The sequence below is a fragment of the Hydrogenothermus marinus genome (genome assembly GCF_003688665.1).
Lineage (GTDB): Bacteria > Aquificota > Aquificia > Aquificales > Hydrogenothermaceae > Hydrogenothermus > Hydrogenothermus marinus.
The window spans coordinates 1-14,402 of the sequence record NZ_REFO01000010.1 but is presented as its reverse complement, the minus strand read 5'-3'; the positions used below and the strand labels follow the sequence as shown (position 1 = coordinate 14,402).

Here is a 14,402-nt window from a genome sequence, read left to right as displayed (position 1 = left end):
TGATGCTTTTTAAAGGATTAGAAATATCTATGACTGGAATGGAAGCACAAAAAGTAAGAATAGATATAATATCTAGTAATATTGCTAATGTAAATTCAGTAAATGAAAAAAATGGACAACCTTATAGGAGAAAAGTCCCAGTATTTCAATCTATATTAGATAAAGAATCAAATATTCCTTTGTATAAAGTAAAAGTAGCAAAAATAGAAGAAGACAAATCACCTTTTAAACTTAAATATGATCCTAACAATCCTCTGGCAGATAAAAATGGATATGTTAAACTTCCAAATGTTGATCCTTTAAAAGAAATGGTAGATATGATGTCTGCAGCAAGAAGTTATGAAGCAAATCTTACTGCATTTAATACTCATAAAAATATGTTAATAAAAAGCTTAGAAATTATTAAAGTATAAGTTTGGAGGATTTAGTTATGAAAATAAATGGGCTTGGTGAAAATTTTTTAATAGATAATCCAGTAAAGAAGCAAGAAGATAACTCTTTTGGTAAAATGTTAGAAAACTTTATTGCAGATGTTAATAATGATTTAAAAACAGCAAAAGTAGCTAAAGAAAAAATCCTAAATGGTGAAGTTAAAAATATGGAGCAACTTCTTTATCAAATAGAAAAAGCAGGTATATCTTTTACATTAATTACAGAGATTAGAAATAAAGCCCTTGAAAGTTATCAAGAAATAATGAGAATGCAGGTATAAAATTGGCATCACCTTTAGATAATATAAAAGGGAAACTTCCGGAGAGCTTACAAAAATATTTAGAAGCTAAATATATAGCTATTGGTCTTATCGGCCTTGCTATATTAAGCATTTTAGGATTTATAATTTTCTCTACATCTTCCAAGCAGGATTATGCAGTTTTATATACTAATTTAAGTCCTGAAGATGCAGGGCAAGTTTTGACAGTTCTTCAAGAAGAAAAAATTCCATATAAAGTTGAAGGAAATGGAAGTATTATACTTGTACCAAAAGATAAAGTTTATGATGTAAGATTAAAACTTGCAGCAAAAGGTATTCCTTCAGGAAGTACTGTTGGATTTGAAATATTCAAAGAACCTAAAATGGGTATTACCCAGTTTCAAGAAAATGTTAATTATCTTAGAGCATTAGAAGGAGAGTTAGAAAGAACTATAAATCAGCTTGATCCTGTAATTGCTTCAAAAGTTAATATTGCTCTTCCAAAAGAAAGTATTTTTGCAAGAGAAGAAGATCAACCAAAAGCATCTATTTTAGTAAAGTTATTCCCAGGTAAAGATTTAACTCCTGAACAGGTAAAAGCAATAGTTTTTTTAGTTTCAAGATCTGTCCCAAAATTAAAACCTGAAAATGTCACTGTTGTAGATAATAGAGGTAGAGTTTTATCAGATTTAATAGAACAAGATGAAACAGCAAAAGCAGACAAAACTGTTCAACTAAAAACAAAATTAGAAAAACAGATAGAAAGAAATATCCAGTCTATGTTATCTCATGCATTAGGATATGGTAAAGTTGTAGTAAGGGCTACAGTAGAACTTGAGACAGGAAATTTAAAACAAAAAGATGAGATTTATGATCCAGATAAAACTGCAGTAGTTAGTGAAAGAAGAATAAAAGAAGAAAAGAAAGTTAAAGAGAAAAAAGATTATGGTCCCCCTGGAACCTCTACAAATGTACCTCCAATTATGGATTTAGGAGAAAACAACAATATTCTTGAAAGTAAAAAAGAAGATAGAACAAGAAATTATGATGTATCAAAAAGTATAATAGCAAAAACCCAACCTATTTTTAAAATAAAAAAAATTAGTGTTGGTGTATTAATAGATGGTAAATATCAAGAAGTAAAAGATAAAAATGGAAATATTACCTATAAATTTATACCTCGGTCTCCAGAAGAAATAAAACAGTATGAGGAACTTGTAAAAAGTGCTATAGGATATGATCCGAAAAGAGGAGATAAAGTAACTGTTGTAAGTGTTCCATTTGAGATGAAACCTCAAGCTACCATAGCAGAAAGTAAACCTTTATCCTTAAAAGAAATTATTATTATAGCCTCTCTTGCTATTGTTATATTAACACTACTTTTATTAATATTAGCTATATTCTTAAAATCAAAGAAAGCAAAAACTCCTGCTCCATCCTTAGGAGCAGAAGGTATTGGATATGGCGGACCCCAAGCAGAAGCTTTAGCAGCAGTATCAGCAGCCAAAGAAATGGAAGAAATAAATATTGATAAAGATCCAGATTATATTAAACTATTAAAAATAGCTGATGAAAATCCAGAAATAATAGCTACATTAATAAGATCCTGGTTGAAGGAACAATGAACTTAAGAATTGAAGACTTTGATTTTGAAAATAGAGAAGAAAATATAGATATAAATCAAATTAAAGCAGAATATGAAAAAAAGCTAAAAGAAATATCAAAACAGAAGTTTGAAGAAGGATATAAAAAGGCAATAGAGGAAATATCAAAAGAAAAAGAAGAATTTTATCAAAATATATTAAAAGAAAAAGAAACTCAGTTACTTAATAATTATAAATCTGAAATAGAAAATATAAAACAAAACTGTGAAAAAGAAAAAGAAAATCTTTTAAAACAAATTCCAGCTCAAATAGAAAATTTAAAAAATGAGTATACTAAAAATATTACAGATATTATTTTAAATAGTTTAGAAGAAATTTTAAATTTATTATTTATAAATCCAAATAATATAGAATTTTTAAAAGAAAAAATTCTTGAAATTATAAATGATTTTGAAAAAGAAAAAGTAGTAAAAATTTTAGTAAATAAAAATTTAATAAAATATTTTGAAAATTTCCCTTATAAAGTAGAAGAAGCAAATATACCTGAGGGAGATTTTATAATTAAGTTTGATAAATTTTCTATAGAAAGTAGTTTTAAAGAAAAAATGGAAAGTATAAAAAATGAGCTTATTAGAGAACTTAAAAAGCATTCATAGATATGTGATAACAGGTGAAGTAAAAAGTGTTGTTGGACCATTAATAGAAGCATATCTTCCGAGAGTTTCTGTTGGAGATGCTTGTCAAATAGATGATAAATTTGAAGCCGAAGTTATTGGTTTTAAAGAAGATAAAACACTGCTTATGGTTTTTAATGATACCTATGGTATAAAAGTAGGAAGTAAGGTAAAAACAAAGGGATATTTTCCTTATGCTAAAGTAGGGGAAAAATTAGTTGGAACAATAATTGATGCTTTTGGTAACCCTTTAAATAAAGAGAATTTAATATTAGAAGATAAAATTAACCTAAAACTTGAACCTATAAATCCTCTTTTAAGAGAAAGAATAGATGAGCCTCTTGATACAGGAATTAGAGTAATTAATAGTTTATTTAGTATTGGAAAAGGCCAAAGAGTAGGACTTCTTGCAGGAGCAGGAGTAGGAAAAAGTACATTATTAGGAATGATAGCTAAATTTTCTTCTGCAGACTTAAATGTAATAGCTTTGATTGGAGAAAGAGGAAGAGAAGTTAGAGAGTTTGTTGAAGACAATTTAGGAGAAGAAGGATTAAAAAGATCTATAGTTGTAGTTGCAACTTCAGACCAACCACCTCTTACTAAAATAAGAGCTGCTTATGCTGCCAATGCAATAGCAACTTATTTTGCAAATAAAGGTAAAAATGTAAACCTTTTATTTGATTCTTTAACAAGACTTGCAATGGCTCAAAGAGAAATAGGCTTAATAGTAGGTGAACCCCCTACAACAAAGGGATATACACCATCTGTATTTAATTTACTTCCTAAAATCATAGAATCTACTGGTAAATTTAAAAAAGGAAGTATTACAGGATTTTATACAGTACTAGTTGAAGGAGATGATATATCAGCAGATCCTATTGCAGATGCAGCAATAAGTTTCTTAGATGGACATATAGTCCTTTCAAGAGAAATAGCTAATAAAAGAATATATCCTGCAATAGATATATTAAAAAGCATAAGTAGACTAATGCCTCAACTTGTTTCTTCCGAAATAATGAAATATCAATCAATAATAATGGAAATGGAAAGTATGTATAAAGAAGCAGAAGATATGATTAATTTAGGACTTTATAAAAAAGGAACAAATCCGAAAATAGATATTGCCATAAAATTTCATGATGCTATTATTAATTTTATAAAGCAAGATATTAACGATAAAATAAATTTTGAAAAAAGTATACAAAGTTTAAAAAATTTAGCAAAAGATATAATAAAGGAAGGTGAAAGATATGGCATTAGATGGTATTAATACAATAGAAGGGGTAAATGGAAAAGAAATAACAGTTGTAGATTCGGGATATGATAATTCTAAAATGAGTAATGATGACTTTCTTAAAGTCCTATTAACTGATTTGCAATGGCAAGATCCTCTTGAAGCTAAGGATATATCTCAGTTTATAGAAAATACAGTAAAATTAAGAGAAATGGAAGTTTTAAATGATTTTCAATCTACTATAGAAACATTAAAAAAAGCTAATGAATCTAATGCCTTAGTTTATGCATCTTCTCTTATAGGCAAAAAAATACTTTATGAAGGAAATCAAACATATATAAAAGATGGTAAAGGAACCGCTAAATTTTCTTTAGAATCTAATGCAGATATTGTTGAAGTTACATTATTAGATTCTCAAGGTAATGTAGTTGAAAGAAAATCTTTTCAAAATTTACAAGCAGGTAAAGAATATCCTTTTGAAATCAATAATAATTCCTTAGAAGATGGTTATTATACAGTTTATGTAAATGCAAAAAGTGGTGGTACAGAAGTTAAAGCAAAAGTTTATTCATATGCAAATGTTGAGTCAGTGGAAAAAGATAATGATCAAATTTTTGTTTCTTTTGGTAATAATAAAGTTGAATTAAATAAAGTTTCTCAAATAGGAGGGTAGTCATCATGATTCAATCATTTTATACAGGAAATACTGGTTTAAATGCTAACAAAGAATGGCTTTCTATTATTTCTGATAATATTGCAAATGTAAATACTATAGGGTATAAATCTGAAAGAGTAAATTTTGAAGATTTAATCTCAAGTAGCACAACTTCATTTGCAAATGGATCTCCTAAAAATATAGAGATTGGTGGTGGAGCTTTTGCTGCAAGTACTATAAAAGATTTTTCTCAAGGTGCTTTAATGAATACAAATTCTTCTACGGATTTAGCATTAGATGGAGAAGGATTTTTTATGGTTCAAGATAAACAAGGAATAACTTATTATACAAGAAATGGACAATTTAGAACTGATGCAGATGGAAACTTAATAAATACAAATGGAATGTACTTAAAAGGATGGTCTTTAGATGAAGCAGGAAATATAGCAGGAGCTATTGGCCCTATAAACATTCCAAATGATATGTCTCCAAAGGTAACCTCAAATCTTGCTTTAAAATCTCCTACTAATTTAGATGCAACAAGTACAATTGTTAGGAATATATTTAATACAAATGATTCAGGAACATATAGTTATGTAAATGCTATTAATGTGTATGATAGTATTGGAGTTTCTCATGAAGTTAAATACTACTTTGTCCATGAAGATGCAAATTCTTGGAAAGTTTTTGGTGTTTTAGATGACGAGCCAGTAAAATTTACAGATGCAAATGGTAATCAATATGCGTTCTTAAGGGTAGAGTTTAATGGATTAGGACAATTAAACAAAGTTTCTTTGCAAGGACCTGTTTCATCTATAACTGGTGAAACTCCTGCTGAATCATCAGATAATGGAGAATTTAAGTTGGATAGGGCTGCATCATTACCAGGTTCTATTGTTATTAATAGCTACAATGATGGAACAAGTACATTTAATGTAAGATGGATAGATGATGGTAATGGTAATATTGTAGACCTTGATAATAATAATCAAATTATAGGTTCTGTAGATTATGATACAGGGAAAATAGTCATTAATAGTTTTGTTGGAAATGGTACTACAGAAAGCTTAACAGTAGATTATAATTACTATTCAGAAAGAATCGCTAATGGTGGAAGTGTTACAAGTCCAGTACTAAAAAATTCTGTTTATATAAGAAAATACTTTGATGGTACAAATTGGAATATTGTAAACTGGGCAGATGATGGTAATGGTAATATTATAGATCTTGACAATAATAATAATGTTGTTGGAACTATTAACTATTCAACAGGAGCTATAAATATTACAGGAGTGTCAAGTGTAAATCAATTGGATGTTGTTTATGAGTTTGATAATAATAACTCTGTACAACCTGATAAAATAACAATGGCTGCAATACCTACTACTAACAATTATTCACAAACATTAAATACAGGTGGTAATCCTATTCAATATACATTAAATCTAAAGGAACTTAAACAGTTACAATCTGACTTTATATTTTATGCAGAGCAAGATGGATATGGAAAGGGAGATTTATTATCTGTATCTGTAAGTGAAGATGGACTTGTTAAAGGAGTTTATTCAAATGGACAAGTTAGAGATTGGGCAAGAATAGCTATTGCAACATTTAAAGACAAGGAAATTTTAGTTAGAAAAGGAAATAATCTATTTTTACCAAACAGTCAAACATTTACGCCAATTATAGTCCCCGGTGGAGTTATATCAAAAATTAGAGGAGGTTTTTTAGAACTTTCGAATGTTGATATATCCCAAGAGTTTATTAATCTTATAACTGCTCAAAGGGCATATCAAGCAAATGCAAGAACGATAACAACTTCTGATCAAGTACTTCAAGAAACAATGAATCTAAAGAGATAAAACTTAAGTTGAGGGTATAAATGGCTAACGAAAACCAAGAAAACTTAGAAAATCAAGAACAAAAAGGAGGAGGAAAGAAAAAACTCCTCCTTTTTTTATTAATATTTTTAATAATAGCAGGAGCTGGTGGCTTTGCTGCTTATAAATTTGTTTTTAGTAAAGGTGAAGAGAAAAAAGAGGAAAAAAAGGCTGAAAAGATTGTAAAAGATGTGAAAAATATAGAGCAACCAGGAATTATGTATGATCTTGGAACTTTCATAGTAAACCTTGCTGATAGAGATGCAGACAGATATTTAAAGATAACAATTGTTCTTGAAGTTGAGAATGAACAGGTAAAAATGGAAGTTGATAAAAGGCTTCCTCAAATAAAAGATACTATTACAACTTTACTTTTAACAAAAACTTCTGAAGAAATAAAAACTGCAGAAGGAATGGAACTTTTAAAAGAGGAAATAATAAAAAGAGTAAATGCAATTCTTCCTCTTGGTGGTGTAAAAAATGTATACTTTACAGAATTTGTAATACAGACAGCTTAATGATGGAAGAGAATAAAAATTTAGAAAGCTTAGAAGAAGGGATGCCTCAGGATAAAGATGAAAATCCTGAGGCAAAAGATATGCAAAAATTTAAAAACTTAGATTTAGATTTTCTTTCTGATATATCCCTTAAAATAACTGTAGAAATTGGTAGATCAAGAAAGATGTTCTTAGATATCCTTAAATTAAAAGAAGGGGATATAATAAAGCTAAATAAACATCTTGAAGATTATATAGATATTTATATAAATGATACTCGTTTTTTTATTGGAGAATTAGTTGTTGTAAATGAAAAATATAGTGTTAGGATTATAGACCTTGTTTGAAGGATATGATCTTCTAAAATTTCTTTTATCATTTTTATTTATAATTGGATTAATATATGGATTTTATTTTTTATTTATGAGATATGGCTCAAAATTTTCTATAACGCCAAAGAGCAATGAACTAAAAATAAAAGATATAAGATTTTTAACTAAGGATAAAGGTTTTATTATTGTTCAGCTTAAAGATAAACAGTTTTTTTTCACATTTGATAATCAAAATGGTTTAAAATTAATAGAAAAAATTAAGCAAGATAATGTAGATGAAAAAGATTAATATTTTAATACTTTCTATTTTTTTATTATTTAATTATTCATTTGCTGAGAATGATATTGTTAATCAAACTTTGTCTCAATTAAATAATTTAGATATTTCTCTAAAAATCTTATTTTTAATAACTATTCTTAGTTTAGTTCCATCCATTCTTATTACAGTTACTTCTTTTGTAAGAATAGTTATTGTATTATCCCTTTTAAGACATGCTCTTGGTATTCCTCAATCACCACCAAATCAAGTAATAATAGCTCTTGCTTTATTTTTAACATTTTTTGTAATGAAACCTGTTTTTGAAGATATTAATAAAAATGCTATACAACCCTATATAAATAAACAGATATCAGATGTAGAAGCTATAAAAAAAGCACAAGAACCTATAAAAAAGTTTATGATAAACAATACAAGGAAAGAAGATCTGAAACTTTTTATAGATTTATCTAAGGAAAAACCAAAATCTCCAGAAGAAGTAAGTATGATTTCTTTAATTCCTGCATTTATGATAAGTGAGATAAAAACTGCTTTTGAGATAGTATTTGTAATATTTTTACCATTTTTAATTATAGACTTATTAATAGCAAGTATCTTAATGTCCATGGGTATGATGATGATTCCACCAATGATGATATCCCTTCCTTTTAAACTAATACTTTTTGTTTTAGCAGATGGATGGGAACTTTTAACAAAAGCTTTAATAGAGAGTTATAAATGACATTAGATCAAGCTATTGATTTAATGAATAAAACTTTTGAGATGGCTTTGATAGTAGGTGGACCTGTAATTTTAATTACTTTTTTAGTAGGTTTAATAGTTAGTATATTTCAAGCAGCTACTCAGATTAACGAGATGACATTAACTTTTATTCCTAAAATTGTAGCTACTTTAATTGCAATTATAATTTTTGGTTCTTGGATGTTTAGAAAATTAATAGATTTTACAAATGAGATTTTTAATATATTATTTAGTCTAATACAATGAAACCTTTAATTACTTTTCCTGAAGCAATAGCTATAGGACTTGTTTTTTCAAGATTAATAGGATTTTTTATTAGTTTTCCTATTTTTAACTCTCAAGTTGTGCCTTTAAATGTAAGAATAATGCTTATTATATCTCTTTCATTTTTTATTTTTCATTTTTCAAATGTTAATATTCCTAATGTTTCAGATATAAATTTAGTTTTTTTATTTATGCTTGTCTTAAAAGAACTTCTTATAGGAATTTTACTTGGAGTTATTACTCATATATTTATTGCAATATTTTCATATGCAGCAGAGCTTATAGGATATTTTATGGGATTAACCATAGCGAACATTTTTGATCCTACTTTTGGACAAGTATCTATTTTAGATAGATTTTATATATTTTTGTTTTATCTTTTATTTTTGATAACAGGAGCTTATCAATATTTAATTGTAGGACTTGTAAAAAGTTTTGAAGTTGTACCTTTATTTGAGCTTAAAATAGACTCAGGAATATTTGAGTATATTTTATTAAAATCTTCTTTAATATTTTTATTAGCATTAAAAATGGCTTTTCCTTTTGTTATTGTTTTATTAATGCTTAATGTAGCTTTAGCTTTAGTTAATAGACTTATTCCTCAGGTAAATGTTTTTATAGTAGGTCTTCCTATGCAGATTTTTGTTGGACTTTTAGCTCTTTCTATAGGAGCATCAGGATCAATTTTATTTGCTTCATATGTAATGAAATTATTCACTAAAATATATTTAAAAGCAGTAATGAATATTTAGAAGGTAAAAAATGGCAAAAGATCCAAGTAAAACAGAAAAAGCAACACCTCATAGGCGAAGAAAAGCAAGAGAAGAAGGGCAAGTTGCAAGAAGTATGGATATACCTATTGCTGCAACTTTATTTATTACATTTCTAATTTTAATATACTATATACCTTTTGCAACTAAAAATCTTATAGAATATTTTCATTTTACTTTTTCTCAAGTTTTTAATATAATACCTTCTAATTCTTCACAACTTGTTTCTTTAACATTTAAATCATTTTTTATATTAATAGCTCCTGTTTTTACTATCCTTTTGATTATAGGAATTCTTGCTAATGTAGGTCAGTTTGGATTTTTATTAACTGGAAAACCTTTAATCCCTAAATTAGATAGAATTAATCCTATTTCAGGACTTGGAAGAATTTTTTCTTTAAAAACAGTGTTTGAACTTATTAGAAACTTGCTAAAACTAATAGTGGCTTCAGCTATTGCTTATATACTTTTTATAAGAATCTTTAAAGAAAGCTCAAGTTTAGCTTTTATGCCTTTCAATCAAGAACTTCATTATTTAATAAAAAATATATTAATAATGATACTTTTTTTTGCACTTTTATCTATTCCTATTGCAATTATAGATTTTTTATATAGAAGATATGAGTATGAAGAAAATATAAAAATGTCAAAAGAAGAAGTAAAAGAAGAAAGAAAAATGTATGAAGGTAATCCTCAAATAAAAGCAGCAATAAAAAGAAAGCAAAGAGAACTTGCAATGAGAAGAATGATGGCAGAAATTCCAAAAGCAGATGTTGTAATTACAAACCCAACCCATTTTGCAGTAGCTTTAAAATATGATAGGGAAAAGATGTATGCTCCGCAGGTTATAGCAAAAGGTAAAAATAGCGTTGCATTAAAAATAATAGAAAAAGCAAAAGAGCATAATGTATCTATAGTTCAGGATCCACCTCTTGCTAGAGCTTTATATGATTCTTGTGAAATTGGAGATACAATACCTGAAGAGTTTTATATTGCAGTAGCAAAAATTTTAGCTAAAATTTATAAAAATAAAAAATGATAAAATAAATATTTCAATAAAAAAGGAGGCAATTTTTTGAAAATAGCAGTTGCAGGTGCAGGATATGTAGGTCTTTCAAATGCAATACTACTTGCTCAAAACAATGAGGTAGTATTAAGAGATATAGATGAAAAAAAGGTAAATCTTATTAATCAAAAAATATCACCAATAATAGATAAAGATATAGAAGATTATCTGAAAAATAAACCATTAAATCTTAGAGCAACTTTAAATCCAGAAGAAGCCTATAAAGATGCAAAATATGTAATAATAGCAACACCTACAGATTATGATCCAATTACAAATTACTTTAATACAAAATCTGTTGAATCTGTAATTAAAGAAGTTTTAAAAATAAATAAAGATGCAATAATTATAATTAAATCAACTATACCAATAGGTTATACAGAAAAAACAAAGAAAAGATTTAATACTGAAAATATTATATTCTCACCGGAATTTTTAAGAGAAGGAAAAGCTCTTTATGATAATTTATATCCTTCAAGAATAATAGTTGGAGAAAAAAGTGAAAGAGCAAAAGAATTTGCAGATTTATTACTTGAAGGAGCAATAAAAAAAGATGTACCTGTTTTATTAACAGGTTCTACAGAAGCAGAAAGTATAAAACTTTTTGCAAACTCATATCTTGCAACAAGGGTAGCCTTTTTTAATGAGCTTGATACATTTGCAGAGATGCATGGATTAAACTCAAAAGAAATTATAGAAGGAGTATGTTTAGATCCAAGAATTGGAATGCATTATAACAATCCATCATTTGGTTATGGTGGGTATTGTCTTCCAAAAGATACAAAACAGCTTTTAGCAAATTACCTTGAAAATGGAATTCCCCATTATCTAATAAAAGCTACAGTAGAAGCAAATCTTGCAAGAAAATATTATATTGCAAGAAGAATATTAGAAAAAAACCCAAATACTATTGGTATATATAGACTTACAATGAAAGCAGGTTCAGATAATTTTAGATCATCTGCTATAATTGATATTATGGAATACTTGAAAGCTCAAGAAAAAGATATAATCATATATGAACCTTTTTGGAATGATAAAGAATTTTTTGGAATACCTGTAGTAAATGATTTAGAAAAATTTAAAAAAGAAGCAGATTTAATAGTTGCAAATAGAATATCAGATGAAATTAAAGATGTTCTAAACAAAGTTTATACAAGAGATGTTTTTGGTAGAGATTAATGGATAGATTAAAAAATTTTTTTATAGGGTTAATAATTATGCTTACTATAACAAATGAAATAAAAGCTTTAGAAGATAATGTTTATGTAGAAAAACTAAAAAATGGTGCAACTTTAATAGTAAAACCAAGAACAGACACTACTGCAGTTTCTTTACAGGTTTGGTTTTCTGTAGGTTCAGTTTATGAAAATGATAATGAAAGAGGTTTATCTCACTTTTTAGAACATATGCTTTTTAATGGAACAAAATATACAAACCCTGGAGAAATAGAGTTTGAAGTTGAAAAGAAAGGTGGAATTATAAATGCAGCTACTTCATTTGATTTTACATACTATTATATAGAAATTGGAGATTTATACTGGAAACAGATGCTTAAATATCTATTTTATATGACAACTGCCCCTATATTGTCAGAAGAAATGATAAAAAAAGAAAAACCAATTGTATTAGAAGAGCTAAATAGACATCTTGATAATCCAAAATCTCATCTTTGGGATACTTATAATAAACTTGCATATAAAGTCTCTAACTATAAACACCCTGTAATTGGATATAGAGAAACTATTGAAAAATTTAATGAAAAACTTGTAAAAGGATATTTTAATAAACATTATTATCCTAAAAACACATATATAGTTGTTGTTGGAAATGTTGATAAAGATGAAGTTATAAAAGAAGTAGAAAATACATTTGGAACTGTTAAACCTAAAAAAGAAGCACAGCCAAATCCTGAAATTCCTTTAGAGCCACCTCAAAAAGAGATAAGAAAAAAAATATTAAGAAAAAAACAGATAACAAGAGCTTATGTCGCAATAGGATGGCAGGCACCACCTATAAAAGATAAAGAAAGTTATGTAGCATCTATTCTTGAATATATACTTGCAGGTGGAAAAAGCTCTGTTTTATATCAACAGTTAAGAGAAAAAGGCTATGTTCAAGGTATTTATGCTGGATATATGTCCCATAAAGGAACTTCTCAGTTTCTATTTTATTTTGTAGTAGAGCCTAATAAAGTAGAAGAAGCAAAAGAAAAATTATTTGATTTAATTTTTAATTATGTAGAGAATGGAGTACCTGAAAACCTTGTTGAAGATGCTAAAAGAAAAATAATAAATAGTCGTATATTTGCGTCTGAAGAAGTAAGCAATGAAGCTGAAAACTTTGGATATGCTGCAGCTTTAACTGGTGATGTAAATTACGCCTTAAATTATATAGATAATATTAAGAAAGTTTCTAAAAAAGATATAGATCAGTATTTAAGAAAATATTTTAAAAAAGATAACTATACAGAAGTTCAACTTTTACCAGAAGAGGAAAAGTAATTTGGAATCTTTTAAAGTACATGAAATTTTTTCTCTTGAAGATTTTAAAGAAAGTATTCCATTTACAGCAATTGGTGCAAGAACTTGCTACAGCAGTGGAGATCTAAACTATCTTCTAAATGATCCAAGGGTAGTAAGTAAAGAAGAAAGAGCTAAATTTTTATCAAAACTTGGAAATTACAAGCATTTCTCAGTTTTTGCCCATTCTTTTGCATATAAAGATTTAAACACTTTAGAAGAAGAGAAATTAAACAAAATAGTAGGAAAAGAGCTTCAAGATTTACCAAAAGATAAAAAAGCAGAAATCGCAGCTATAAAAATCGCTGCTACAAGATTTAAATCTTATTATAATCCTAAATATAAAACAGTAATAGGAATCTCTTTACGACATTATCTTGAAGAGCTTTTAGAAACAGATGAAAAAAGATATTTTGAAACCTTCAATAAAATGGCAGAATATGATATTCCAATAGAACCTCTTGGATATAAAGATGATATCTGGCTTATAGGATTATTAAAAGAATATGATGGATATGCAGTATTTTATATAGATAATGTATCAAGGATTATGACTCATCAGCTTGTAAGACATACTGCATTAAATTATTCTCAAAGAAGTCAAAGATATGTAAAAGAAGATGAAAACTTGCTTATAATTCCTCCTTCTATAAAAGAAAGTAATTGTCAAATAGAAAATGATAAAATATTAAAAATTATAAAAGATATAGTAAAAGAAATATCTGAATATATTAAAAATACTGATACTAAAGATTCTTTAAAAGAAAAAATAGCTAAAAGGGTTGAAAAATTTTTAAGCTCTGAAGAAAATAGAAGTATAAAAAATTTATTTAGATATATAGACCAACTTACAGAGATCATTTACGATTATACAGTTTACAGCTGTAAAATAAAAAGAGAAGATGCAAGATTTATACTTCCACATGGAAGAAAAACAACAATAGTAGTATCTGGAACCTTAAGCTGGATAAAAGATTTTATTACTAAAAGAACAGATCCACATGCCCAATGGGAAATACAAAAGGTTGCAAATGCAATGAAATATTTATTAGAAAAACAAAATATAGAGGTATAGATACAAAATGAGAAAAATAATAGAACAAGTAGTAGAAAGAATACTTTGGGAAAGTAGATTTATGATATTTCTTGCTGTAATAGCAAGTATTATTGGGGCTTTTATTTTAGTCTTAGTAGG

General features: G+C 27.3%; 17 protein-coding genes. All 17 read left to right on the top strand.

Annotated features, from left to right (window positions below; translation table 11 throughout):
- Positions 1 to 2 precede the first annotated feature (2 nt).
- The 17 genes from flgC to thyX all read left to right on the top strand — a co-directional run bounded on the left by flgC (position 3) and on the right by thyX (position 14,282).
- Positions 3 to 413 carry a flagellar basal body rod protein FlgC gene (flgC, locus tag CLV39_RS00455; protein WP_121922268.1) on the top strand — a complete coding sequence of 137 codons (411 nt, stop codon included), beginning with the start codon at positions 3 to 5 and terminating at the stop codon, positions 411 to 413.
- Positions 414 to 430: 17 nt separating this feature from the next.
- Positions 431 to 712 (top strand): flagellar hook-basal body complex protein FliE, encoded by a 282-nt coding sequence (gene fliE / locus CLV39_RS00450; protein WP_121922267.1) that lies wholly within the window; start codon positions 431 to 433, stop codon positions 710 to 712.
- A gap of 2 nt (positions 713 to 714) precedes the next feature.
- Positions 715 to 2,316: a flagellar basal-body MS-ring/collar protein FliF gene (gene fliF, locus CLV39_RS00445; RefSeq protein WP_245960260.1), complete on the top strand. Its 1,602-nt coding sequence runs from the start codon at positions 715 to 717 to the stop codon at positions 2,314 to 2,316.
- Positions 2,313 to 2,951 (top strand): FliH/SctL family protein, encoded by a 639-nt coding sequence (locus tag CLV39_RS00440; RefSeq protein WP_121922266.1) that lies wholly within the window; start codon positions 2,313 to 2,315, stop codon positions 2,949 to 2,951. Before fliF ends, CLV39_RS00440 begins: the two co-directional genes overlap by 4 nt.
- A complete protein-coding gene (locus tag CLV39_RS00435) occupies positions 2,917 to 4,239 on the top strand; it encodes a FliI/YscN family ATPase (protein WP_121922265.1) in 1,323 nt (440 codons plus the stop codon). The genes CLV39_RS00440 and CLV39_RS00435 overlap by 35 nt, the downstream gene beginning before the upstream one ends.
- The gene (locus CLV39_RS00430) at positions 4,220 to 4,876 is read left to right on the top strand and encodes a flagellar hook assembly protein FlgD (RefSeq protein WP_121922264.1); all 657 of its coding nucleotides are present in this window, start codon (positions 4,220 to 4,222) and stop codon (positions 4,874 to 4,876) included. Before CLV39_RS00435 ends, CLV39_RS00430 begins: the two co-directional genes overlap by 20 nt.
- 5 nt (positions 4,877 to 4,881) lie before the next feature.
- A complete protein-coding gene (locus CLV39_RS08560; protein ID WP_170145573.1) occupies positions 4,882 to 6,720 on the top strand; it encodes a flagellar hook protein FlgE in 1,839 nt (612 codons plus the stop codon).
- A gap of 20 nt (positions 6,721 to 6,740) precedes the next feature.
- A complete protein-coding gene (locus CLV39_RS00420; RefSeq protein WP_121922263.1) occupies positions 6,741 to 7,256 on the top strand; it encodes a flagellar basal body-associated FliL family protein in 516 nt (171 codons plus the stop codon).
- A gap of 2 nt (positions 7,257 to 7,258) precedes the next feature.
- Positions 7,259 to 7,582 (top strand): FliM/FliN family flagellar motor switch protein, encoded by a 324-nt coding sequence (locus CLV39_RS00415; RefSeq protein WP_245960259.1) that lies wholly within the window; start codon positions 7,259 to 7,261, stop codon positions 7,580 to 7,582.
- Between the two features lie 76 nt (positions 7,583 to 7,658).
- Positions 7,659 to 7,856, top strand: coding sequence for a hypothetical protein (locus CLV39_RS00410; protein WP_170145572.1), 198 nt, complete (start codon positions 7,659 to 7,661; stop codon positions 7,854 to 7,856).
- A complete protein-coding gene (gene fliP, locus CLV39_RS00405; protein ID WP_121922261.1) occupies positions 7,843 to 8,565 on the top strand; it encodes a flagellar type III secretion system pore protein FliP in 723 nt (240 codons plus the stop codon). The genes CLV39_RS00410 and fliP overlap by 14 nt, the downstream gene beginning before the upstream one ends.
- Positions 8,562 to 8,831 (top strand): flagellar biosynthesis protein FliQ, encoded by a 270-nt coding sequence (fliQ, locus tag CLV39_RS00400; protein ID WP_121922260.1) that lies wholly within the window; start codon positions 8,562 to 8,564, stop codon positions 8,829 to 8,831. The genes fliP and fliQ overlap by 4 nt, the downstream gene beginning before the upstream one ends.
- Positions 8,828 to 9,601 carry a flagellar biosynthetic protein FliR gene (locus tag CLV39_RS00395; RefSeq protein WP_121922259.1) on the top strand — a complete coding sequence of 258 codons (774 nt, stop codon included), beginning with the start codon at positions 8,828 to 8,830 and terminating at the stop codon, positions 9,599 to 9,601. The genes fliQ and CLV39_RS00395 overlap by 4 nt, the downstream gene beginning before the upstream one ends.
- 10 nt (positions 9,602 to 9,611) lie before the next feature.
- Positions 9,612 to 10,658, top strand: a complete 1,047-nt coding sequence (gene flhB / locus CLV39_RS00390) for a flagellar biosynthesis protein FlhB (RefSeq protein WP_121922258.1) — start codon at positions 9,612 to 9,614, stop codon at positions 10,656 to 10,658.
- Between the two features lie 36 nt (positions 10,659 to 10,694).
- Positions 10,695 to 11,867 (top strand): nucleotide sugar dehydrogenase, encoded by a 1,173-nt coding sequence (locus CLV39_RS00385; RefSeq protein ID WP_121922257.1) that lies wholly within the window; start codon positions 10,695 to 10,697, stop codon positions 11,865 to 11,867.
- The gene (locus tag CLV39_RS00380) at positions 11,867 to 13,189 is read left to right on the top strand and encodes a M16 family metallopeptidase (protein ID WP_121922256.1); all 1,323 of its coding nucleotides are present in this window, start codon (positions 11,867 to 11,869) and stop codon (positions 13,187 to 13,189) included. The genes CLV39_RS00385 and CLV39_RS00380 overlap by 1 nt, the downstream gene beginning before the upstream one ends.
- Position 13,190: 1 nt before the next feature.
- The gene (thyX, locus tag CLV39_RS08635) at positions 13,191 to 14,282 is read left to right on the top strand and encodes an FAD-dependent thymidylate synthase (RefSeq protein WP_211325009.1); all 1,092 of its coding nucleotides are present in this window, start codon (positions 13,191 to 13,193) and stop codon (positions 14,280 to 14,282) included.
- The last annotated feature ends 120 nt before the right edge of the window (positions 14,283 to 14,402 follow it).